Origin of the sequence: Streptomyces sp. SYP-A7185 (genome assembly GCF_046103685.1) — a bacterium.
Lineage (GTDB): Bacteria > Actinomycetota > Actinomycetes > Streptomycetales > Streptomycetaceae > Streptomyces.
Genome location: NZ_CP122310.1, coordinates 4178881 through 4199882 on the forward strand (window position 1 = coordinate 4178881; position 21002 = coordinate 4199882).

Sequence of the window (21002 nt, forward strand, 5' to 3'; positions counted from 1 at the left end):
TCGCGGCACTTCCGGGGCAGACGCTCCCTCCAGGCACACCCTCGGGGGAGATGATCCTGTGACGACGTCAGACACCGGAACCGGCACCCGGCAGCCCGCCGAAGAACCCGCGCTGAAGCGCGCGATCGGCCCCAGACTCCTGATCCTCTTCGTGATCGGCGACATCCTCGGCACCGGCATCTACGCCACCACCGGGAAGGTCGCGGGAAAGGTCGGCGGCGCGCTGTGGCTGCCGTTCGCCATCGGCTTCGTCGTGGCGATCCTGACCGCGGCCTCGTACGTCGAGCTGGTCGGGAAGTACCCGAAGGCGGCGGGCGCCGCCCTCTACACGCAGAAGGCGTTCAAGACGCCGTTCCTCACCTTCATCATCGCCTTCATGGTGATGTGCTCGGGCCTGTCGTCGGCGAGCGCGGCGGCCCTCGCGTTCAGCGGCGACTACCTCGGGGAGCTGACGGACGACGCGCTCCCGCCGACGCTGATCGCGATCCTCTTCATCCTGGCGCTCGCGGCGCTGAACCTGCGGGGCGTGGCCGAGTCCGTGAAGGCGAACGTGGTCCTCACGCTCGTCGAGCTGTCGGGCCTCGCGGTCATCCTCGCGATCGGCGCGTACGCGGCCCTGAGCGGGGACGGCGAACCCTCCCGCCTGACGGACTTCGAGGCGGGCGACGGCACGGCGTACGCCCTGATGACCGGCGTCCTGGGCGCCACCGCGCTCGGGTTCTTCGCGTTCGTCGGCTTCGAGGACTCGGTGAACATGGCCGAGGAGACCAAGGATCCGGCGCGCACGTTCCCGCGGGCGATCTTCATCGGTGTCGCCGTGACGGGCACGATCTACGTCCTGGTGGCGCTGGTGTCGTCCCTGCTCGTCGACTACAAGGTCCTCGAAGGGTCGAGCGGTCCGCTCCTGGAGGTCGTGAAGGCGGGTGGCATCGACTTCCCGCACAAACTCTTCGCCCTGATCGCCCTGTTCGCGGTCACCAACTCGGCGCTGATCAACATCATGATGGCCTCGCGGCTCTGCTACGGCATGGCCAACGAACGCATCCTGCCGCGCGCCATGGGCCGGGTCCTGCCGCGCCGCCGGACACCGGTGGTCGGCATCGTCTTCGTCTCGCTGCTCGCCGTCGGCCTGGTGACCACGGGGGAGATCGAGGGCCTCGGCGACACCACCGCGTTCCTGCTCCTGTGCGTGTTCGCCGTGGTCAACGTGGCGGTGCTCGTCCTGCGCCGCGACCCCGTCGACCACCGGCACTTCCGCGCGCCGACGGCCCTTCCCGTGCTCGGCGCGGTCACGGCCCTGGTCCTCGCGAGCCCCCTCGCGGACCGCCCGGCCGAGGTCTACGTCCGGGCCGGGATCCTGGTCGCCGTGGGCATCGGGCTGTGGGGCGTGAACAAGGTGGTGCTCAAGGCGCGCGGCGAGGAGTGACCGGCGTCCGGCGGACCGGCGTGGACGGGACGGGTGCCCCGCCGAGGGGCACTCCGGTCGTCCGGACACCACAATCGGTCAGGCTTGGGCCCGACCTGGACCGACCCGGCGCCGATCCCGTCGAGGTTGGGCATGTTCCCCTGGAAAGTGCCCATTTCGCGGGAATCTCCATCACTTCTGCGTACCTTCCTCACACCGGACGGCGCTGAGCCCCCGGTCGGGTGGTAGGGGCCACCCGGTTCAACCCTGGGGAAGGGGAGCCGCGTGCCCGGAATCGACGAGTGTCTGCTCGAAGCCATGACACTGCCCGGTGCGCGCGGCGCGGCGATCGTCGACTGGACCAGCGGGCTCGCCCTCGGTTCGGTCGGCGATCCTCCCGGCGGCGACCACGAGGCGACCGCGGCCGAGACCGCCGAAGTGGCCCGGGCCGCCGCCGAGTACCAGGCCTTCGCACCCCGGGACGACGCGCTGGACGCGACGCGGGACGACGAGCGCAAGGGGCTCCCCGTCGAGGACCTCATGCTCACCACGAGGACCGGCTTCCATCTGATCCGCTTCGTCGAGACGACCTTCGACAGCAGCGTGTTCCTCTATCTCTGGCTCGACCGGCACTCCGGAAACCTCGCCCTCGCGCGCATGCGGCTGCGTGAGCTCTCCGAGCGGCTGGTGCTGGTGTGAACTCCCTGCGCATCACGGCCTCCGCCACCTCGCCCATGCTGATGCGCCTGGCCGGCGAGCGGGCCACCGGGGCACTGCTGCGCGACCAGGGCACGCTCTACCTCGTCGAGGGCCGGGTCGTGCACGCGGAGAGCCCCGCGGCGCCGGGCATAGACGTCCTGCTCACGGCCGGCGGCGCGCTGCCCCGGCAGGGCTGGCAGGAGGCGCTCTCGCTGGCGGGGACCCGCAACGAAGTGGGGCGGCAGCTGGTCGACAGCGGCCGGGTCACCGCGGGCGAGCTGGAGATGTGCCACCTGGGCGCACTGTTCGACGCCGCGTTCTTCGTCCTCGGCCCGGCGAGCGGACCCACGCGGTTCCGTTACGGGGTCGCGCACTGGCTCGGCCGGGTGCGCCCGGTGGACGCCGAGACCGTGGAGCGCGAGACCCGGCGGCGCAGGGCCCTCCTCGACAGCGTCTGGCCCTGCCCCGAACTGGACACCTCCCCCGTCGTGGCGCGCCCGCCCGCGCCGGGCCAGACGGTGACCGGACGCCAGGACGCGCTCCTGCGGCTCGCCGACGGCGTCCGCACGCCGACGGCCATCGCCTGGGCCCTCGGCCGCCCGTCCTTCCACACCCTGCTCGAGGTCAGGCGGCTCGCGGCGGCCGGGCTCGTGGAACCCCCGCGGACGCCGGAACCCGCCCGGACCCCGTTCCCCGCCCCGGCCCCGGTCCCGGACGACTGCGTCGAGCCGGACGTCGCCCTGCTGCGCCGGGTCCGAGACGCGCTGGAGGCAAGTCTGTGAATGTCCGTGCCGTTCAAGGGACTTGGCCCCCGTGCCCATGAAGTTTTTCGCGCTCTGGAAGCGCGCCGGGAGGAGAGAGCTGATGGCTGCCGAAGCCGACGTACTCGTCGAACTGAAACGGCTGCGGACCCGGATTCCTCAGCTCAAGGGCGCCCTGACGGCCAGCGTCGACGGTTTCGTCCTCGCCCAGGACGCGCCGGACGTCGAACCGGAGGGCCTGTGCGCCCTCACCGCGGCGGCGCTCGGCGTGGCCCTTCGGCTGTCCGACGCGACGCACCAGGGCGGCTTCCGCGAACTGCTCATCCGCGGCGAAGGCGGATACGTGGCCACCTACACGGCCGGTTCGTCCGCCGTGCTCACCCTGCTCGCCGAGTCCCGCGTCAACGTGGGCCGGCTCCACCTCGAAGGCCGCCGTTCCAGCGTGGTCATCGGCGAACTGGTGGACGCCGCCGTCGAACGAGCGGAGGAAACCTGACCCATGTCCCCCACCACACCCTCATCGTCCTCGTCACCGCGGACGCCCAGCAGACGGAAAGGAAGTGCGAAATTCATGACCAACACAGAGACATCGCTCAAGGAAGTGACCACCTCGATCGAGGGAGTCATCGGCGCCGCCCTGGTCGACTACACCAGCGGCATGGCCCTCGGCACGATCGGCGGCGGAAAGGAACTGGACCTGAACGTCGCCGCGGCGGGCAACACCGACGTGGTGCGCGCCAAGCTGCGCACGATGGAACTCCTGGACCTCAAGGACGAGATCGAGGACATCCTGATCTCGCTCAGCAGCCAGTACCACCTGATCCGGCTGATCAAGGGGCGCAACAACAACGGGCTGTTCCTCTACGTGGCCCTCGACCAGAAGCGCGCCAACCTGGCCATGGCCAGGCACCAGCTCAAACGCATCGAGGCGAACCTGGACGTCTGAGCCGGGAAGGCGGGACACGGCGGGCCGGGCCTTCGGGTCCGGCCCGCCGTGCGGGTGCGTACCTGCGTCCGCGCTGTCGCGCAGGCTCGCTCAGGCGCTCACGCGCTGCGGGCGGCGGCGTGCGCCGCCCGGGGCCGCGTCCCCCGCGTGGACGCCGGTGGCGCGGTAGCCCTTCACCCGCCTGCCCGCCGGGGCTCCGGCGCGCGGGCCGAGCCAGTCGACGCGCACCCAGAAGAGCATGTCCAGGTCCCGCTCGCGCCGCCCGAGCCGGGCGGCCTTGGCCCAGAGCCCGGCCCCCGCGCCCGCCAGGGCCATGCCCCCCGCGGCGGGCAGCGCGAAGGCGCTCCCCAAGGCGGCGAGGAACCCCGCGGCGAGCCACCAGCGGTGGCCCCGGCGCCAGTTGCGTACGGTGACCGCGCGGTCCTGGAGGATGTCCTGCCGGGCCGCGCGGGTCGCCTCGGCGGTCAGGGCGGCATGGCGCCCGCGCCGGGCACACGTGACGGCGGCGGCCGTCACGAGGAAGAGGGCGGCGCCGGCGAACACCCCGACGCGGCGCCCGGTGAGCCCCTCGGGCAGCAGGCCGACGCCCGCCGCGAGCACCCCCAGCCACCACAGGGGAGCGGCCCCCGCCCTCACGACCACCGAAACCCTCGCAAGACCCAGCCCACCGCGTCCCACGTCGCCTCCCTGCCTGCCGTGCCTCTCCTTTTGGCGCAGGAGAGTAGCGGGGAAATCTGAGGGGAGGGTGAGAAGGCGCGCGGCTCACTCCACGAAGAGGCCCCGTGCCGCCGCGCCCGCGTCGAACTCCTCCAGGCGGGCCTGGGCGTCCGGCAGCCCGTCGCACATGGCCTCCAGGAGCACCCGGCCGAGCAGCATCGGCGCGCAGGCCGTGTCGAAGGCGAGGCCCGTGCCGACCGCCGCGGGCAGGAGGAGGTCGGAGTGCGCGGCCACGGGGGCGAACGCCGAGTCGGCGACCGTCACCACGGACAGGCCCGCCCCCTGGGCGTACGCGAGCGCGTCCACCACCTCGCGCGGGTGCCGGGGCAGGGCGAAGCACAGGAGCGCGGTCGCGCCGGCCCGTACCGCCGCGTCGATCCGGTCGGCGAGCATCGTGCCGCCCTCGTCGAGGAGGCGTACGTCGGGGTGGACCTTCGCCGCGAAGTACGAGAAGCCGTACGCCTGGGAGGCGGCGGCCCGCAGGCCCAGGACCGGCAGCGGGCGCGAGGAGGCGAGGAGCCGTCCGGCGCGCTCGACCGGCGCCGGGTCGGCGAGCACCTCCGCCAGGTGCCGGAGGTTCTCGATCTCCGCCTCGACCGCCTGCTGGTACTCGTTGAGGGAGGCCTCGCCCGCCGCCTCCGCGGGGGCCAGCTCCCGCAGGTGCCTGCGCAGCGCCGGATAGCCGTCGAAGCCGAGCGCCACCGCGAACCGGGTCACCGAGGGCTGGCTCACCCCGGCGAGCTCGGCCAGTTCGACGCTGGAGAGGAAGGGGACGTCCGCCGCCCGGCGCACCATGCAGTGCGCGATGCGCCGCTGCGTCGGCGTGAGCCGGTGGCCCTCGAAGAGCACTTGCAGCCGCGCCGCAGGACTGTCACTCATACCATTCCCCTCGCAACACCGTGGCCCTCGAAGGCCGTTCCACCCGCGGACCCGAGGTCCAGCCACAGCTCCGTGAACCGGTCGAGCAGCCCGGCCGCCGCCGTCACATCATCCGTCAACGGCCGGTCGGCCAGCTCCGCTTCGAGCACCGCGTCCGCGAGCTCGAAGGCCCTGCCGACCGGCAGCTCCGGGTCGAGCCGCATGTCACGCTGGCGCAACGCCCTTACGGCCGCGACCAGTTCACAGCCGACGACCAGGCGGTAGGCCTCGCACGCCCGCAGTGTCTGGCGCGCGGCGAGCGAGGCGAAGCTGGCCTGCTCCTCGACGCCGCGGGAGAGCACCGCGTGGCCCAGCGAGGCGGGCGCGGAGAAGGCCCGCAGGTCACCGAGGGCCGCTCCGGCCGCGTACTCCAGGATCATCACGCCCGACGAGGCGGGTTCGCCGTCGGCCAGGAAGGGCCGCAGGCGGGTGAAGCCCGGTTCGTTCAGGGTGGACAGGCGTGAGGTCGACAGCCGGGCGGCCTGGGTGACCGCGAGCCTGAAGTGGTCCAGGGACAGGGCGAGCTGGGCGAGGTAGAAGCCGCCGTGGTGGTAGGCCGCCATGTCGTCCGCCGAGATCAGCGGGTTCTCGGCGGCGGCGTTGATCTCGACCGTGAGGACGTCTTCGAGCGCGTCCGCCGCGTCGGTCGCGGGCCCGTGGATCTGCGGCACGCAGCGGAAGCCGTAGGGGTCCTGGATGCGGCCGAGCGGTGGCGTGGGGCGGTCGGCGGCGCCGAGGATCAGCCGCATCCGCTCGGCGACCGCGTACGACCCCGCGTGCCGCCGCGCCTCGTGCACGGGCAGCGCGTACGCCTCGTACGAGCCGTCGACGGCCATCAGGGACAGTGCCGCCACCACCTGCGTGGCCGCGATCAGGCCGCGCAGTTCGTGCAGGGCGAGCGCGGACTGGCCGAGGGTGAGGGCGTTGCTGCTGATCAGGGCGAGCGCGTCGTTGTTGTCCAGGGGCTGGGGCGCGGGGGCCGCGCCCGCGCCCTGCCAGGGGTGCTCGCCCGCGAGCGCGAGGCCCATCTGCGCGAGGGCGGCGATGTCGCCGGTGCCGACCGAGCCGAATTCGTTGACCTTGGGGTAGGCGCCCGTCTCCAGGGCCTCGCAGAGCGCCGTGACGACGGTGGGGCGCAGGCCCGCGCCGCCCGCGAGCAGCTGGTTGGCGCGGACCGCGAGCATCGCGCGGACCTGCCGGGCCGGCAGCTCCTCACCGATCGCCCCGGCGTGGCTGCGCAGCAGGCGCAGACCGTGGTCGGCGGCCGCCTCGGTGGGCACGGACTCGTTCCGGTTGGCGCCCACGCCGGTGGACCGGCCGTAGACGCGGCCCCAGGAGGCGATCTCCCGGGCGGCGTTCCACGACAGCTCGACGCGCTTCATGCCGTCCGTCGCGGGTACGGGCTTTGCGGTGGATTCGGCCATACGTACGACATCTGCGACCATCAGTCCCCGGCCGTCCAGGACGACGACCGAGCCGCTGCCGTCGGTCGCCCTGTCCGCGATACGAGACGACATCACTCGTAATTCCTCCTCAACCGGACGCTCAGTCTTGCCCTGCGATCACTCGTTACCAGTGATTTACGCCGGGGCGTGGACAAGCTATTGACAATCTATTCAGTCAACGAGAACTCTGCATGACGATATACAGCCGGGCAAGGGACTCCTCATGATCCAATTCGATACGGTCCACAAGCGCTTCCCGAACGGCACCACCGCGGTCCACGACCTCAGCCTCGACATGCCGGAGGGGGGCGTGACCGTCCTCGTCGGATCTTCCGGTTGCGGCAAGACGACCACGCTCCGCATGATCAACCGGATGGTCGACCCGACCTCCGGGACGATCCGGGTGGGCGGCAAGGACGTCCTGGAACAGGACGCCGCCGAGCTGCGCCGCTCCATCGGATACGTGATCCAGCAGTCCGGGCTCTTCCCGCACCGCACCGTCCTGGACAACGTCGCGACGGTGCCGCTGCTGCTCGGCTGGGGCCGCAAGAAGGCGCGGGCGCGGGCGGCCGAGCTCCTGGAGACGGTCGGCCTCGCCGCCGACGCCGGGAAGCGCTACCCGCACCAGCTCTCGGGCGGCCAGCAGCAGCGCGTGGGCGTGGCCCGCGCGCTGGCCGCCGACCCGCCGGTGCTCCTGATGGACGAGCCGTTCGGCGCGGTCGACCCCGTGGTCCGCACCCAGCTCCAGGACGAACTCCTGCGCCTCCAGCGGGAGCTGAACAAGACCATCGTCTTCGTCACGCACGACATCGACGAGGCCGTACGGCTCGGTGACCGCATCGCCGTCTTCCGCACCGGCGGCCACCTCGTCCAGTGCGCGAGCCCCGCCGAGCTGCTCGCCCGCCCCGCGGACGACTTCGTCGCGGACTTCCTGGGTGCCGAGCGCGGTCTGAAGCTGCTCTCCCTCACCACGCTGGCCCAGGTCCCGCAGGCCCCGGCCCCGGAGGGCGGTGCCTGGGCGCTGCGCCTGGACGCCGCGGGGGCGCCGGTCTCGTGGCGGCACAAGGACGCGGCGTCCGCGGACGTCCCCGTACGCCCCCTGCGCGACACGGACTCGCTCCTGTCGGCCCTGAACGAGTCCATAGCCGCCCCCGGCGGCCTGGTCGCCCGCGTCGACGCGGCGGGCGTCCTCACCGGCGTCACCTCCCGCGACGACATCCACGACCACGCGGGGCAGGTGCACACCGACGCGAGCGCGGTGGACGCGGGTGCCTCGGGTGCCTCGGACGCGGGTGCTTCAGGTGCCTCGGACGCGGGTGCCGTGGGCGCAAGCGCGGTGAAGGAGTGAGCGTCGACTGGTCGTGGATAGCCGACCACACCGACGACCTCACCACCCTCACCCTCTCCCACCTCCAGGCCGCCCTCACCGCCGTACTCCTCGGCCTGCTCATCTCGCTCCCCCTGGCCGTCGTCGCCCACCGCGTGCGCGCCCTGCGCGGACTGCTCCTCGGCCTGTCGAACGTCCTGTTCACCATCCCGTCCATCGCCGTCTTCGTGCTGCTCCTGCCGGTCAGCGGGCTCACCCGGACCACCACCGTCATCGGCCTGACGATCTACACGCTCGTCGTGCTCCTGCGGAACACCGTGGAGGGCCTGGACTCCGTCCCCGCGAAGACGAAGGAAGCCGCGAAGGCCATGGGCACCCGGCCCCTGCGCACCCTCCTCACCGTGGAACTGCCCCTCGCCCTCCCGGTGATCATGGCGGGCGTGCGGATCGCGACGGTCATGGCGATCTCCCTCGTCTCCGTGGCGACCTACATCGGCGACGGCGGCCTCGGCCAGCTCTTCACCGACGGCTTCCAGCGCAACTTCCCCACCCCCGTCATCGTCGGCGTCGTCTTGACCCTGCTCCTCGCGCTCGTCGCGGACGCGCTCCTGGTCACCCTCCAGTACGTCCTGACCCCCTGGACCCGCCGCAAGAGGAGCGCGTGACATGTACGAACTCTTCAAGGACCTCGGTGCCTGGCTGGTCAGCGGCGAGCAGTGGGCCGGCTCCGACGGCATCGGGCACCGCCTCGCCGAGCACCTCCAGTACTCGCTGCTCGCCACCCTGATCGCGGCCGCCATCGCGCTGCCGGTCGGGCTGCTCATCGGGCACACCGGGCGCGGCGCCTTCCTCGCCATCAACCTCTCCAGCTTCGGGCGCGCGCTGCCCACGGTCGGCCTGGTCGTGCTGGTCTTTCTCGCCAGCGGACTCTCGATGTGGCCCGTCTACATCGCGCTGGTCGCCCTCGCCGTGCCGTCCATCGTCACCAACACCTACGCGGGCATGACCGCCGTGGACCGTGAGGTGAAGGACGCCGCGAAGGGCCAGGGCATGCGCTGGCACCAGGTCCTCTTCCAGGTGGAGCTGCCCCTCGCGCTCCCGCTGATCATGACCGGCCTGCGGCTCGCGCTCATCCAGGTCGTCGCGACGGCCACCATCGCCGCGTACGTCTCTTTCGGGGGGCTCGGCCGGTACGTCTTCGACGGGCTCGCCCAGCGTGACCTCGTGCAGGTGCTCGGCGGTGCCGTGCTCGTCGCGGTCGTCGCCGTCGTCCTCGACCTCGCGCTCTCCGCGCTTCAGCGCGCCCTCTTCCGCCACCGCCCCGCCAAGTCGGCCTAGGAGCAGACCAGATGGCCCCCATGAACCGCAGGACCCTCCTCGGCGGGCTCTTCGCCGCCGCGTCCGTCCCCGCCCTCGCCGCGTGCAGCGGCGGCATCACCTCCCTCGACGGGGGAGGTTCGGGCGGCGGTGGCGGTGGCTCCAGCAAGGACGGCGTCAACATCGGCACCGCCAACTTCACCGAGAACCAGGTGCTCGGCCACCTCTACGCCGCCGCGCTCGAGGCGGAGGGCGTCAAGACCACCGTCCGCCCCAACCTCGGCACCCGCGAGATCCTCATTCCCGCGCTCAAGGGCGGTGACATCGACCTCCTGCCCGAGTATCAAGGCGCCCTCCTGCACTACCTCGACGCCAAGTCGAAGGCCACCGAGGAGGGCGAGATGCAAAACGCCCTCGCCATGGTCCTGCCGCGCGGCCTCCAGATCCTGCCCTACGGCCAGGCCGAGGACTCCGACGCCTTCGCCGTCACGCGCGAGACCGCCGAGAAGTACGGCCTCAAGTCGCTCGCGGACCTCGCGAAGCACAACGGCAAGCTCGTCATCGGCGCCGCGCCCGAGGTCAAGAAGCGCACGGTGGGCTCGGTGGGCCTCAAGGACGTGTACGGCGTGGAGTTCAAGGAGTTCAAGTCCCTGGACTCCTCCGGGCCGCTGGTCAAGGGCGCCCTGAAGAAGGGCGACGTGGACGTCGCGAACCTCTTCACCACCGACACGGACATCGTCGCCGAGAAGTGGGTCGTGCTCAGCGACCCCAAGAACCTGATCCCGGGCCAGCACGTCGTCCCGCTCATCGCCGACCGCAAGGCCGACTCGACGGTCCGCAAGGCGCTCGCCCGGCTGGGCAACGCGCTGACGACCAAGGACCTCACCGAGCTCAACCGCCTGGTGGACAAGGACAAGAAGGACCCCGAGGACGTCGCCGACGAGTGGGCGGCGAAGCACGGGATCAGCAAGAAGTAGCCCGGTTCGGCAGGGCGGCAGGGCGGCAGGACAGCAGGGCGGCACACGGCAGTTCGACCAGCAGCAGGGAGTCCACCGGATCATGGCAGACACTCTCGTGGAGCGGCGCTCCATCGACGTCGTCCCCGACGACGAACGGCACGGCACCGCGTTCAGCCAGTTCACCCTCTGGCTCGGCGCGAACCTCCAGATCACCGCGGTCGTCACCGGCGCGCTCGCCGTCGTCTTCGGCGGCGACGTGGTGTGGTCGGTGGTCGGCCTGCTGCTCGGCAATCTGCTCGGCGGCGCCGTGATGGCCCTGCACTCCGCGCAGGGCCCCAAGCTCGGCCTGCCGCAGATGATCCAGTCGCGCGCCCAGTTCGGGGTGCGCGGCGCGGTCGTCCCGCTCCTGCTCGTGATCCTCATGTACGTCGGCTTCTTCGCCTCCGGCAGCGTCCTCGCCGGACAGGCCACGGCTCAGCTCACGCACACGAGCGACACCACCGGCATCATCGTCTTCGCGGTGGTCACCGCGGTGGTGGCGGCGGTCGGCTACCGCGTGATCCACGTCCTGGGGCGGGTGGCGAGCGTGATCTGCGCGCTCGCCTTCGTCTACCTGGGCATCCGCCTCCTGGACCGCGTGGACCTGTCGGCCCTGCTCGGCGACGCCCACTTCGACCTGCCGATGTTCCTGCTCGCGGTGTCGCTCTCGGCGTCCTGGCAGCTCGCCTTCGGTCCGTACGTCGCGGACTACTCGCGCTATCTGCCGCGTACGACGTCGGGGCGGGCCACGTTCTGGTGGACCCTGTCGGGCTCCGCGCTCGGCTCGCAGTGGTCGATGACGTTCGGCGTGCTCGTGGCGGCGAGCGCGGGCGAGGCGTTCCTCGCCGACCAGGTCGGGTACGTGGTGGGCCTCGGCGGCACCGGCCTGATCGCGTCCTTCCTGTACTTCGTGATCGCGCTCGGCAAGCTGACGATCAACGTGCTCAACACCTACGGCGGCTTCATGTCGATGGTGACCAGCATCAGCGGGTTCCGGGGCCAGAGGACGCTCTCGCCCCGCGGCAGGAGCGCGTACATCGCGCTGATCATGGTCGCGGGCACGGTGGTGGCGCTGCTCGGCAAGGACAGCTTCCTGACGTCGTTCAAGGACTTCCTCCTCTTCCTCCTGACGTTCTTCACGCCGTGGTCGGCGATCAACCTGGTCGACTACTACCTGATCTCCAAGGAGCGCTACGACATCCCGGCGCTGTCGGACCCCGGGGGCCGGTATGGGGCGTGGCGCTGGGACGCCCTGACGGTCTACGGCGTGGGGCTGCTGGCCCAGCTGCCGTTCCTGGTCACGCACTTCTACACGGGACCCCTGGTGGAGCCGCTGGGCGGCGCGGACATCTCCTGGATCGTGGGCCTGGTCGTCCCGGCGGTCCTGTACTGGCTGCTCGCCCGCCGCGACACCTCGCACATCCCGGCGGAGCCGGAGCACGCGGCCGCGGCGGCGAGCGGGGCCCGGTGAGAAAGGGGGGTTAGCCCCACTGTCAGGCATCGGGCCGCTGCGTACCGTAAGAGGTTATGGAAGCCCGTGACGCCGAACTCAAGAAGGAACTCGACGCCACTCTGCACGCCCGCAGAGAGCTAGGCGAAGAGTATGAGTCCGCGCTGGTCGAATCGTTCCTCGGGAAGGTCGAGCAGCGCCTTGACGGCACCATCGACCGGCGGATGCGCCGGCAGATGGCCGAGCAGCAGATGGTCGTCGCCCGGGGCTCCCGCGCACCGAACAGCCCCGTGGACTCCTGGGGCGAGCGCTTCGGGTTCGGCGTCGTCTCCCTGGTCCTCGCAATCCCGCTGTCGGCGATCGGCGTGGTCAACGCCGACCTGCCCGGCCTGTTCGTCACCTGGGGCGGAATCGTCGGCGTGAACGCGGTCCACTCCCTACGAGGCCTGAGCCTCAACCGCAACAGAACCCGCACCCTGAAATCAGACTGGGACGACTGAACCCCGACGGCGTACGAGCACGGGCACGGGCACGCACGGGCACAGGTACGCGCATGGGCACGGGTACGTATGCGGGTGTCGTGCGCGGGGACCGCCGCACCCCCGGTTCACCAGGGGGCGGGACGACGGCGGTCCCCGCGAGGGACGGCGGCCGGGTCAGGACCGGGCCGCTGTCCGGGCGTTCAGAGGTCCGGGAGCCGCTCCGGAATTCCTGTACGCCGACAACCACCAATGTGCCGCAGCCGTGTTAAGCGGGTGCTGCGCGGACGTGTCGCGCTCGTACCACTTCCGCGAAGTTCACCCCACGGCACACCCGGGCCACCGGCTGCCACCGGCGGCTACTGCCCCTGCTGCTCCGCCAGGAAGGCCAGGAGGTCCTGGCGGCTCACCACACCGGTGGGCTTGCCCTCGACCAGGACGATGGCCGCGTCCGCCCTGCCGAGCACCGACATCAGGTCGGCGACGGGCTCGCCGGAGCCGACCTGCGGCAGCGGGTCCGACATGTGCTTCTCCAGCGGGTCGCCGAGCGAGGCACGCTGCGCGAACAGGGCGTCCAGGAGTTCGCGTTCGACGACGGAGCCGATGACCTCGGCCGCCATCACGTCCGGGTGGCCCGCGCCCGGCTTGACGATGGGCATCTGCGAGACGCCGTACTCACGCAGTACCTCGATGGCCTCGCCGACCGTCTCCTCCGGGTGCATGTGGACGAGTGAGGGCAGCTCGCCCCCCTCCTTGCGGCGCAGTACGTCACCGACGCGAGGCGCGTCACCGGCCTGCTCCAGGAATCCGTAGTCGTTCATCCACTCGTCGCTGAAGATCTTGCTCATGTAACCGCGCCCGGAGTCGGGCAGGAGCACGACCACGACGTCGTCCGGGCCGAGCCGCTCGGCGACCCGCAGCGCGGCCACCACGGCCATCCCGCAGGAGCCGCCGACGAGGAGCCCCTCCTCCTTGGCCAGGCGCCGCGTCATCTGGAAGGAGTCCTTGTCGGACACCGCGATGATCTCGTCGGTGACGTTCCGGTCGTACGCGGTCGGCCAGAAGTCCTCGCCGACACCCTCGACGAGGTAGGGCCGCCCGGAGCCGCCGGAGTACACGGACCCCTCGGGGTCGGCGCCGACGACGGTGACCCCGCCATCGGAGATCTCCTTGAGGTACCCGCCCGTGCCGGAGATGGTGCCGCCGGTGCCGATGCCGGCCACGAAATGGGTGATCTTTCCTTCCGTCTGCTCCCACAGCTCGGGGCCGGTGGAGTGGTAGTGCGAAAGGGGGTTGTTCGGGTTGCTGTACTGGTCGGGCTTCCAGGCGCCGGGCGTCTCGCGCACGAGGCGGTCGGAGACGTTGTAGTACGAGTCCGGGTGCTCGGGGTCGACGGCCGTGGGGCAGACGACGACGTCGGCGCCGTACGCCCGCAGGACGTTGATCTTGTCGAGGGACACCTTGTCGGGGCAGACGAAGATGCACTTGTAGCCCTTCTGCTGGGCCACGATGGCGAGGCCGACCCCGGTGTTGCCGGAGGTGGGCTCGACGATGGTGCCGCCGGGCTTCAGTTCCCCGCTCTGCTCGGCCGCCTCGATCATGCGCAGCGCGATGCGGTCCTTCACGGAGCCGCCGGGGTTGAAGTACTCGACCTTGGCCAGGACGGTCGCCTGAATGCCCGTGGTCACGTTGTTGAGCTTCACCAGCGGGGTGTTGCCGACGAGGCTGATCATCGAGTCGTGGAATTGCACCGTTGTCTCCGGGCTGCGATGTAGTGCGACGAATGGGTGCCGTCAGCGTAAGGCTCCCGTTCGGTCGTTCACCTCCGCATGCGATTGGCCGACCGTCCTTACGGGGCAATGAGTTGATGTAGGGCGGTACGAGGAGGTGGCTGCAGGGCATGTCGAGGGCGAGGGTGGCGCGGCGGATCGCCGCGGGCGCGGCGTACGGCGGCGGAGGTATCGGGCTGCTCGGGGCGGCGACCGTGGGAGTGGTCCTCGCGGAGGTTCAGCTGGCGAAGCGGTCCGTGGGCAACAGCGGGGAGCATCCGCCGCCACCGCGGGCGGACGGGCGGTACGGCTGGGGGTTCGCGGACCGGCCGGACGGCGCTCAGCCGCTGCGGTTCGCGATGCTGGGCGATTCGACCGCCGCCGGCCAGGGCGTGTACCGGGCCCGGCAGACCCCGGCCGCGCTGCTCGCTGCGGGGCTCTCGGCGGTGGCGGAGCGGCCGGTGGAGCTGCGGAACGTGGCGTTGCCGGGCGCCCAGTCGGATGACCTGGACCGCCAGGTGACGCTGCTCCTCGCGGACCTCTCGTCCTGGGTGCCGGACGTCTGCGTGGTGATGATCGGCGCGAACGACGTGACGCACCGGATGCCCGCGACACGGTCCGTGCGGCTGCTGTCGGCGGCGGTGCGGCGGCTGCGGACGGCCGGGGCCGAGGTGGTGGTCGGGACCTGTCCCGACCTGGGCACGGTCGAGAACGTGTACCAGCCCCTGCGGTGGATGGCCCGGCGGGTGTCGCGGCAGCTGGCCGCCGCGCAGACGATCGGCGTGGTCGAGCAGGGCGGGCGCACGGTGTCGCTCGGGGACCTGCTCGGCCCCGAGTTCCTGGCGAACCCGCGGGAGCTGTTCGGTCCCGACAACTACCACCCCTCCGCGGAGGGGTACGCGACCGCGGCGATGGCGGTGCTGCCGACGCTGTGCGCCTCGCTGGGGCTGTGGCCGGAGGAGGAGCGCCCCGACGTCTCGCGGCGCGAGGGCTTCCTGCCGGTGGCCCGCGCCGCCGCGCAGGCCGCGGCGGAGGGCGGCACGGAGGTCGCGGCCGCCATGCCCACGGGTCCGCGGGGCCCATGGGCCCTCATCAAGCGCCGGCGCCGCCGCCGCATCCACCCGGCCCCGGATCCCTCGCCTCTGCCGCACTAGCTCTCCGGGGGGCTGTGGCCGAGCCGCCCCCCGGGGCCCCTCAGGGCTGAGCAAGCGCTTAGAAAAATGCGGTCCGCATCACAGTCCCCGGGCGATGACCCGGAGCGATACGTACAGGTAACTTCCCAAGGAGTCCTGCCCCCTCGTCACAGGAGCCCCCTGATGCCCGAAGCCGTGATCGTCTCTGCCGCCCGCACCCCGATCGGCCGCGCCTTCAAGGGCTCCCTCAAGGATCTGCGGCCGGACGACCTGACCGCCACGATCATCGAGGCCGCCCTCGCCAAGGTCCCCGAGCTCGACCCGAAGCTCATCGACGACCTGATGCTCGGCTGCGGCCTGCCCGGGGGCGAGCAGGGGCACAACCTCGGCCGCATCGTCGCCGTGCAGATGGGCATGGACCACCTGCCGGGCTGCACCATCACCCGGTACTGCTCCTCCTCCCTCCAGACCTCCCGCATGGCCCTGCACGCCATCAAGGCCGGGGAGGGCGACGTCTTCATCTCCGCCGGCGTGGAGATGGTCTCCCGCAGCGTCAAGGGGTCGAGCGACGGCCTTCCGGACACGCACAACCCCCTCTTCGCCGACGCCGAGGCCCGCACCGAGGCCGTGAGCAAGACCGAGGGCTCCACCTGGCACGACCCCCGCGAGGACGGCCTGATCCCGGACGCCTACATCGCGATGGGGCAGACCGCGGAGAACCTGGCCCGCGCCAAGGGCGTCACCCGCAAGGACATGGACGAGTTCGGCGTCCGCTCGCAGAACCTCGCCGAGGAAGCCATCAAGAACGGCTTCTGGGAGCGCGAGATCACCCCGGTGACGACGCCCGACGGCACGGTCGTCAGCAAGGACGACGGCCCCCGCGCCGGCGTCACCCTTGAGGGCGTCGAGGGCCTCAAGCCCGTCTTCCGCCCCGACGGCCTGGTCACCGCGGGCAACTGCTGCCCGCTCAACGACGGCGCCGCCGCCCTGGTGATCATGAGTGACACCAAGGCCCGCGAGCTCGGCCTGACCCCGCTCGCCCGCATCGTCTCCACCGGCGTCACCGGCCTCTCCCCCGAGATCATGGGCCTCGGCCCGGTCGAGGCGTCGAAGCAGGCCCTGTCCCGCGCCGGCCTCACCGTCGACGACATCGACCTCTTCGAGATCAACGAGGCCTTCGCCGCCCAGGTGATCCCCTCCTACCGCGACCTGGACATCCCGCTCGACAAGCTGAACGTCAACGGCGGCGCCATCGCGGTGGGCCACCCCTTCGGCATGACCGGCGCCCGCATCACCGGCACCCTCATCAACAGCCTCCAGTTCCACGACAAGCAGTTCGGCCTGGAGACGATGTGCGTGGGCGGCGGCCAGGGCATGGCCATGGTCATCGAGCGCCTCAGCTGACCCGCGGGCCCCTCGGAACCCCCACGGATCCCTGTCTCGTCCATTGATTCGTGACTCAATCTCCCCCAGGATGTGACCTATCTCCTGGGGGAGATGCATATGCCCAGGTCAAAGCACATCTGTGGATAAACACCGGGCCGAAAGACCTGTCCAATTCGTGACGTAATGCACTGACAGGTGGATCGTGCAGGCTTCAAGCTGATGTAGGAAGTCGGGGGTCGACTTGAAACCGGGAGTACGTCAGTGAGCGCCATGCCTATCGCTTTGCTGCTCTCCACGGCCGCTGCCACGGTCGTGAGTGCCGCCGCTCTGCACGCCGTGCACGGGCTGCGGAAGCAGCTCGCAGAAATCACCGCCCTGCGCGCCGAGCTGGCCCAGAGCCAGTCGGCGACCGCGCACGCCGCGGTGCCCGCCGCCCGCACCACTCCGGACACCGACGAGATACGCACGGCTGTCGCCGAGGCCCTCGCCGAGGAACGGGAGCGCGAGCTGGCCGAGGCACGGGCCTTCTGGGCCGCCCAGGAAGCCCGTGACGCCTCGGACGCGCCCTCGCTCCTGAGCGGCCTGCCGGGCCTCTCCGACATGGCCGACGACCTGTTCCTGCCCCGCCAGGCGGACTTCTCGGGCCTGGAGGCGGACAGCCTGGAGCCGGTCATCGAGCCGTACGCCGACCAGGTCGACGAGTTCGCCGCCGACTCCCCCGAGCTGGCCGCGGCCCGCCGCCGCCACCCCTCGCACCCGGACTTCGTGCCGGTCCAGTCGCCCGTCAACGGCGACCACGAGCGCACCGTCGCCTGCCTGGAGGAACTGGCCGGCGCCCGCACCGCGCTCGCCGACGTCCGCCCGGGCCCGCTGGGCACCCTGGACGTCTACGTCTTCACCGACGGCACCACGCTCTGCATGACGCCGGGCCACCGCGAGACCGCGGAGCTGCTCGCCGACGCCCTGCGCGAGGGCCACGCCCCGGTCCTGCTCGGCGGCTCCGGGGTCTCCGGCGCCTACGCCCTGACCTTCGAGTGCGGCACCGAGAACGTCTACATCCTGGCCGACCGCGTCATCGCCTCGGTCTGAGCGGTCCGGCCGAAGCGACCCCGGCATCCTGCCGGGGTCGAGTCATACCCCGGCGCGCTTCTGCGCCTTCTCCACGAGAATCAGCGCCTCCGCGAGCTGACCCGCGTCCTCCAGCACGAGAGCCAGATCCCGACCGGCGACCGTGATCTGGTCGGCCGCCGCGAACATCCCGGCGTCCGGCATCTCCCGCGGCTCCGCGTCCGGCACCTCGATCCGCTGCGCCCAGTCCGCCAGTTCCCTGGCCAGAGCCAGTGCCTCGGTCGCCGCCCCCCGCTGCAAGCGGCTCTGCGGGGCGGCCCGCAAGCGGTCGGCGAATTGGTCCACTGCGGCCGTCAAAGGCGTCGTATCAAGCACCCGGCGACTTTATGCGCCCGGACGGGACTGTTGCCAACGTCCGCACGCTCAGGCACGGTGTCGTGAAGGACGGAACACATCGCGACGCGTCCGGAGGCGCCGATGTCCCAAGTCTTCTCCGAGGAGACCCACCGCAATCTGATCGCCCGCATCCCCCACTGCACCGGTCGTGAGATCTCCGACTGGATCCGCGCCGTGGACGAAGGCCCTTCTCTGTTCCGCTTCGAGGAGAAGGTCAGCTGGCTCCGCTCGGAGCACAACCTGGCCTACGGGCACGCCAAAGCCATCATTCACGAGTACGACTTGCGGCGGGCCGCACGCAAGCTGCTCTGACTCCCCCTGTCCCTCACACAACGGCGAAGGGCCCCGCGGAACGTGTGTTCCGCGGGGCCCTCCGTTGATCGAGCCGGGGTCAGCCGGGTCAGTCGTTGCCCTGAAGGATGGCGATCAGGCGCAGGAACTCGAGGTAGATCCAGACGAGCGTCATCGTCAGACCGAACGCCGCGAGCCAGGCCTCTTCCTTCGGGGCGCCGTACGCGATGCCGTCCTCGACCTGCTTGAAGTCCAGGGCCAGGAAGCACGCGCCGAGCAGGATGCCCACGATGCCGAAGACGATGCCGAGGCCGCCGCTGCGGAAGCCGAGGCCGTCACCGCCGCCGATGACCGCGAACAGCAGGTTCACCGCGGTCAGCAGCAGGAAGCCCATCGCCGCGGCCATCACGAAGCCGTAGAAGCGACGGTTGACGCGGATCCAGCCCGCCTTGTAGGCGATGAGGACACCGATGAAGACCGCCATCGTGCCGAGCACGGCCTGCATGGCCGCGCCGCTCGCGATGCGGTTGTCGACGACGCTGGAGACGACGCCGAGGAAGACACCTTCCAGGGCGGCGTACGTCAGGATCAGCGCGGGCGAGGCCTTGCGCTTGAAGGCCTGCACCAGGCCGAGCACCATCGCGACGAGACCCGCGCCGATCGCGATGCCGTACGACTTGCCGATGTTGGCGTCGTCCACCGGCAGCAGCGCCCAGGCGAGCGCGGCCGTGACGACGAGCGTGCCGAGCGTGGTGGCCGTACGCATGACGACGTCGTCCATCGTCATGCGGCCGGCGGTGGTGACGGGCGCCTGGGGGGCGCCGTGCTGAAGGTCCTGCTGGGCGTACGGGTTCGTCGCGTACGGGTTGGTCGGGGCCTGCTGGCCCGCTGTGCCCGCGTACGGGTTGCCCTGCTGGGTCTGCGTCCCGGCGGCGGGTCCCCCGGCCTGCGGCTGCGTGCCGAAGCCCGCGTAGCCGTTGTCGCGGCTGAACCCCCGTCGCGAGAAGACCGGGTTACTGCTCCTCATTTCACTCCTCCATGGCCACGGTGGGTGGCTTTGGCTCAAGAGTAATGCGTAGGCAAAAGGAAGACCCTAGTGCTTGGGGAGGATCTTTCCCTCCTTGTGACCAAGAACGTCCGGCCCGGTGCTCTCTGTTCCCGGTGCGGCGGCCGATACACCCATGTCGGCCGGGGTGCGGCGGCTGCGCCGGACGAGTGGCACCAGCGAGATCGCCACGGCTCCGAGCACCGCGGCCACGGCGAAGGTGGTGAATCCGAGGGACGCGTTCCCGCCGGAGACGACGGCGCCGCCCAGCCAGGGTCCGACGACCGCGCCGGTGCGCCCGACGCCGGTGATCCAGCCGAGCCCGGTGGCGCGCTGGGCGGGCGTGTAGACGGAGGGGGCGGAGGCGTAGACCATCACCTGCGCCGAGAAGAGCCAGATCCCGGTGACGAAGACGATCACGTACGCGACGCCGAGCGGCAGCTCCGCCCTGAGCAGGAAGGTTCCGCAGGCGGTGAGCAGGAACCAGATCGCGGAGATCCGCACGGCGCCGAACTTGTCCGCCATCCGGCCCGCGACGAGCATGCCGACGATGCCGCCCGCGTTGATCACCATGAGGAAGGTGACGGAGGAGGAGAGGGAGTAGCCGGAGGCCCGCATCAGCTCGGGGAGCCAGGTGGAGACCCCGTAGACGAGGAGCAGTCCGGCGAAGGAGGCGAGCCACAGGAGCGGCGTGGCCAGGCGCTGCCCCGGGGTGAAGAGGGAGAGCACGGCGGCGAAGCGGCCCTTGGCACCGGCCTCGGGGGCTTCGGCGGGCGTCGGCGCGGGCAGCAGGTACCGGGCGGCGACGGCCTCGGCCTGGCTGGTGCGGCCCTTGGCGAGCAGCACGCCGGGCGACTCGGGCAGCCACTTCAGGACGAGGGGGATCGCGACGGCCGCGGGGAGCACGCCGGCCCAGAAGACGACGCGCCAGCCGTGGTCGGGCCCGAGCCAGAGCCCGAGGCCCGTGGCCGCCATGCCGCCCGCGTGGTACGAGGTCATCATCAGGCCGGTGGCGAGCGCGGCCCGGCGCGGCGGCGCGAACTCGGCGACGATCGCGAGGCTGATCGGCATGAGGCCGCCGAGTCCGAGCCCGGCGAGGAAGCGTCCGCCGCCGAAGACGGCGGCGCTCGGCGCGAGCGCGCAGACCGCGGAGCCCAGGGAGAACAGCGCGACGCTGCCCGTCACCATCGGCTTGCGGCCGAGCCAGTCGGTGAGCGTGCCGCAGCCGAGTGCGCCGACGAGCATGCCGAAGGTGGTCCAGGAGCCGATGGTGCCGGCGGTCGACGGGGTGAAGCCGAAGCCCTCGTCGTCGATGAGGTGCGGCATCACGGCGCCGTAGATGTTGACGTCCATGCCGTCGAAGAAGACGACGAGCCAGCACAGGGCTATGACGGGGGCGACGGATCTGAAGGTCCGCTGGGGCGCGGCGCCTCGGGGAGCGGTCACGGGGCT

22 protein-coding genes are annotated in these 21002 nt (G+C 71.3%); 15 read left to right on the forward strand and 7 right to left on the reverse strand.

Features of this window, described 5'->3' with window-relative positions; translation table 11 throughout:
• Positions 1 to 58: 58 nt before the first annotated feature.
• The 5 genes from QBL25_RS18220 (at position 59) to QBL25_RS18240 (ending at position 3811) form a co-directional block, all read left to right on the forward strand.
• The gene (locus QBL25_RS18220) at positions 59 to 1426 is read left to right on the forward strand and encodes an APC family permease (protein ID WP_409058091.1); all 1368 of its coding nucleotides are present in this window, start codon (positions 59 to 61) and stop codon (positions 1424 to 1426) included.
• 264 nt (positions 1427 to 1690) lie between these two features.
• The gene (locus QBL25_RS18225; RefSeq protein WP_409058092.1) at positions 1691 to 2104 is read left to right on the forward strand and encodes a hypothetical protein; all 414 of its coding nucleotides are present in this window, start codon (positions 1691 to 1693) and stop codon (positions 2102 to 2104) included.
• Positions 2105 to 2139: 35 nt separating this feature from the next.
• Positions 2140 to 2886: a transcriptional regulator gene (locus QBL25_RS18230; RefSeq protein ID WP_409062694.1), complete on the forward strand. Its 747-nt coding sequence runs from the start codon at positions 2140 to 2142 to the stop codon at positions 2884 to 2886.
• A gap of 82 nt (positions 2887 to 2968) precedes the next feature.
• Positions 2969 to 3361: a roadblock/LC7 domain-containing protein gene (locus tag QBL25_RS18235; RefSeq protein WP_409058093.1), complete on the forward strand. Its 393-nt coding sequence runs from the start codon at positions 2969 to 2971 to the stop codon at positions 3359 to 3361.
• Positions 3362 to 3436: 75 nt separating this feature from the next.
• Positions 3437 to 3811, forward strand: coding sequence for a hypothetical protein (locus tag QBL25_RS18240; RefSeq protein WP_409058094.1), 375 nt, complete (start codon positions 3437 to 3439; stop codon positions 3809 to 3811).
• Between the two features lie 90 nt (positions 3812 to 3901).
• Here QBL25_RS18240 and QBL25_RS18245 read toward each other — a convergent pair whose 3' ends face one another.
• The 3 genes from QBL25_RS18245 to QBL25_RS18255 form a co-directional block, all read right to left on the reverse strand.
• Positions 3902 to 4489 (reverse strand): hypothetical protein, encoded by a 588-nt coding sequence (locus tag QBL25_RS18245; protein WP_409058095.1) that lies wholly within the window; start codon positions 4487 to 4489, stop codon positions 3902 to 3904.
• Between the two features lie 84 nt (positions 4490 to 4573).
• Positions 4574 to 5407 carry a MurR/RpiR family transcriptional regulator gene (locus QBL25_RS18250; protein ID WP_409058096.1) on the reverse strand — a complete coding sequence of 278 codons (834 nt, stop codon included), beginning with the start codon at positions 5405 to 5407 and terminating at the stop codon, positions 4574 to 4576.
• On the reverse strand, positions 5404 to 6963 hold the full coding sequence (locus QBL25_RS18255; RefSeq protein ID WP_409058097.1) for an aromatic amino acid ammonia-lyase: 1560 nt from the start codon (positions 6961 to 6963) through the stop codon (positions 5404 to 5406). The genes QBL25_RS18250 and QBL25_RS18255 overlap by 4 nt, the downstream gene beginning before the upstream one ends.
• Positions 6964 to 7114: 151 nt before the next feature.
• On the opposite strand from QBL25_RS18255, the gene QBL25_RS18260 reads away from it, so the two are divergent.
• The 6 genes from QBL25_RS18260 (at position 7115) to QBL25_RS18285 (ending at position 12483) form a co-directional block, all read left to right on the forward strand.
• A complete protein-coding gene (locus tag QBL25_RS18260) occupies positions 7115 to 8239 on the forward strand; it encodes an ABC transporter ATP-binding protein (protein WP_409058098.1) in 1125 nt (374 codons plus the stop codon).
• Entirely contained in the window at positions 8236 to 8883 is a 648-nt protein-coding gene (locus QBL25_RS18265) for an ABC transporter permease (protein ID WP_409058099.1), read from the forward strand. Before QBL25_RS18260 ends, QBL25_RS18265 begins: the two co-directional genes overlap by 4 nt.
• 1 nt (position 8884) lies before the next feature.
• The gene (locus QBL25_RS18270) at positions 8885 to 9556 is read left to right on the forward strand and encodes an ABC transporter permease (protein ID WP_409058100.1); all 672 of its coding nucleotides are present in this window, start codon (positions 8885 to 8887) and stop codon (positions 9554 to 9556) included.
• Positions 9557 to 9576: 20 nt separating this feature from the next.
• Positions 9577 to 10512, forward strand: a complete 936-nt coding sequence (locus tag QBL25_RS18275) for an ABC transporter substrate-binding protein (protein ID WP_409062695.1) — start codon at positions 9577 to 9579, stop codon at positions 10510 to 10512.
• An 82-nt stretch (positions 10513 to 10594) separates the two neighbouring features.
• Positions 10595 to 12004 (forward strand): purine-cytosine permease family protein, encoded by a 1410-nt coding sequence (locus QBL25_RS18280; RefSeq protein WP_409058101.1) that lies wholly within the window; start codon positions 10595 to 10597, stop codon positions 12002 to 12004.
• A gap of 56 nt (positions 12005 to 12060) precedes the next feature.
• The gene (locus tag QBL25_RS18285) at positions 12061 to 12483 is read left to right on the forward strand and encodes a hypothetical protein (RefSeq protein WP_409058102.1); all 423 of its coding nucleotides are present in this window, start codon (positions 12061 to 12063) and stop codon (positions 12481 to 12483) included.
• A 338-nt stretch (positions 12484 to 12821) separates the two neighbouring features.
• On the opposite strand, the gene QBL25_RS18290 is transcribed toward QBL25_RS18285, so the two are convergent.
• Positions 12822 to 14213, reverse strand: coding sequence for a cystathionine beta-synthase (locus QBL25_RS18290; RefSeq protein ID WP_409058103.1), 1392 nt, complete (start codon positions 14211 to 14213; stop codon positions 12822 to 12824).
• Between the two features lie 149 nt (positions 14214 to 14362).
• Here QBL25_RS18290 and QBL25_RS18295 point away from each other — a divergent pair, with 149 nt between their 5' ends.
• The 3 genes from QBL25_RS18295 (at position 14363) to QBL25_RS18305 (ending at position 17839) form a co-directional block, all read left to right on the forward strand.
• Positions 14363 to 15385, forward strand: coding sequence for an SGNH/GDSL hydrolase family protein (locus tag QBL25_RS18295; RefSeq protein ID WP_409058104.1), 1023 nt, complete (start codon positions 14363 to 14365; stop codon positions 15383 to 15385).
• Positions 15386 to 15547: 162 nt separating this feature from the next.
• On the forward strand, positions 15548 to 16768 hold the full coding sequence (locus QBL25_RS18300) for an acetyl-CoA C-acetyltransferase (protein ID WP_409058105.1): 1221 nt from the start codon (positions 15548 to 15550) through the stop codon (positions 16766 to 16768).
• A 252-nt stretch (positions 16769 to 17020) separates the two neighbouring features.
• Positions 17021 to 17839 carry a hypothetical protein gene (locus tag QBL25_RS18305; protein ID WP_409062696.1) on the forward strand — a complete coding sequence of 273 codons (819 nt, stop codon included), beginning with the start codon at positions 17021 to 17023 and terminating at the stop codon, positions 17837 to 17839.
• Between the two features lie 42 nt (positions 17840 to 17881).
• Here QBL25_RS18305 and QBL25_RS18310 read toward each other — a convergent pair whose 3' ends face one another.
• The gene (locus QBL25_RS18310; protein WP_409058106.1) at positions 17882 to 18193 is read right to left on the reverse strand and encodes a hypothetical protein; all 312 of its coding nucleotides are present in this window, start codon (positions 18191 to 18193) and stop codon (positions 17882 to 17884) included.
• Positions 18194 to 18295: 102 nt separating this feature from the next.
• On the opposite strand from QBL25_RS18310, the gene QBL25_RS18315 reads away from it, so the two are divergent.
• Entirely contained in the window at positions 18296 to 18526 is a 231-nt protein-coding gene (locus QBL25_RS18315; protein WP_409058107.1) for a DUF4287 domain-containing protein, read from the forward strand.
• Positions 18527 to 18614: 88 nt separating this feature from the next.
• Here QBL25_RS18315 and QBL25_RS18320 read toward each other — a convergent pair whose 3' ends face one another.
• On the reverse strand, positions 18615 to 19532 hold the full coding sequence (locus tag QBL25_RS18320; protein WP_409058108.1) for a Bax inhibitor-1/YccA family protein: 918 nt from the start codon (positions 19530 to 19532) through the stop codon (positions 18615 to 18617).
• Positions 19533 to 19598: 66 nt separating this feature from the next.
• The gene (locus QBL25_RS18325; protein ID WP_409058109.1) at positions 19599 to 20996 is read right to left on the reverse strand and encodes an MFS transporter; all 1398 of its coding nucleotides are present in this window, start codon (positions 20994 to 20996) and stop codon (positions 19599 to 19601) included.
• Positions 20997 to 21002: the final 6 nt, after the last annotated feature.

What these genes read in the sequence shown, in the direction of transcription:
- QBL25_RS18295 (WP_409058104.1), top strand. Translation starts at nt 14,363, where the DNA reads ATGTCGAGGGCGAGGGTGGCGCGGCGGATCGCCGCGGGCGCGGCGTAC.
- QBL25_RS18305 (WP_409062696.1), top strand. Translation starts at nt 17,021, where the DNA reads ATGCCTATCGCTTTGCTGCTCTCCACGGCCGCTGCCACGGTCGTGAGT.
- QBL25_RS18315 (WP_409058107.1), top strand. Translation starts at nt 18,296, where the DNA reads ATGTCCCAAGTCTTCTCCGAGGAGACCCACCGCAATCTGATCGCCCGC.
- QBL25_RS18260 (WP_409058098.1), top strand. Translation starts at nt 7,115, where the DNA reads ATGATCCAATTCGATACGGTCCACAAGCGCTTCCCGAACGGCACCACC.
- QBL25_RS18285 (WP_409058102.1), top strand. Translation starts at nt 12,061, where the DNA reads ATGGAAGCCCGTGACGCCGAACTCAAGAAGGAACTCGACGCCACTCTG.
- QBL25_RS18300 (WP_409058105.1), top strand. Translation starts at nt 15,548, where the DNA reads ATGCCCGAAGCCGTGATCGTCTCTGCCGCCCGCACCCCGATCGGCCGC.
- QBL25_RS18270 (WP_409058100.1), top strand. Translation starts at nt 8,885, where the DNA reads ATGTACGAACTCTTCAAGGACCTCGGTGCCTGGCTGGTCAGCGGCGAG.
- QBL25_RS18235 (WP_409058093.1), top strand. Translation starts at nt 2,969, where the DNA reads ATGGCTGCCGAAGCCGACGTACTCGTCGAACTGAAACGGCTGCGGACC.
- QBL25_RS18240 (WP_409058094.1), top strand. Translation starts at nt 3,437, where the DNA reads ATGACCAACACAGAGACATCGCTCAAGGAAGTGACCACCTCGATCGAG.
- QBL25_RS18280 (WP_409058101.1), top strand. Translation starts at nt 10,595, where the DNA reads ATGGCAGACACTCTCGTGGAGCGGCGCTCCATCGACGTCGTCCCCGAC.
- QBL25_RS18320 (WP_409058108.1), bottom strand. Translation starts at nt 19,532, where the DNA reads ATGAGGAGCAGTAACCCGGTCTTCTCGCGACGGGGGTTCAGCCGCGAC.
- QBL25_RS18275 (WP_409062695.1), top strand. Translation starts at nt 9,577, where the DNA reads ATGAACCGCAGGACCCTCCTCGGCGGGCTCTTCGCCGCCGCGTCCGTC.
- QBL25_RS18230 (WP_409062694.1), top strand. Translation starts at nt 2,140, where the DNA reads ATGCTGATGCGCCTGGCCGGCGAGCGGGCCACCGGGGCACTGCTGCGC.
- QBL25_RS18255 (WP_409058097.1), bottom strand. Translation starts at nt 6,963, where the DNA reads ATGTCGTCTCGTATCGCGGACAGGGCGACCGACGGCAGCGGCTCGGTC.
- QBL25_RS18250 (WP_409058096.1), bottom strand. Translation starts at nt 5,407, where the DNA reads ATGAGTGACAGTCCTGCGGCGCGGCTGCAAGTGCTCTTCGAGGGCCAC.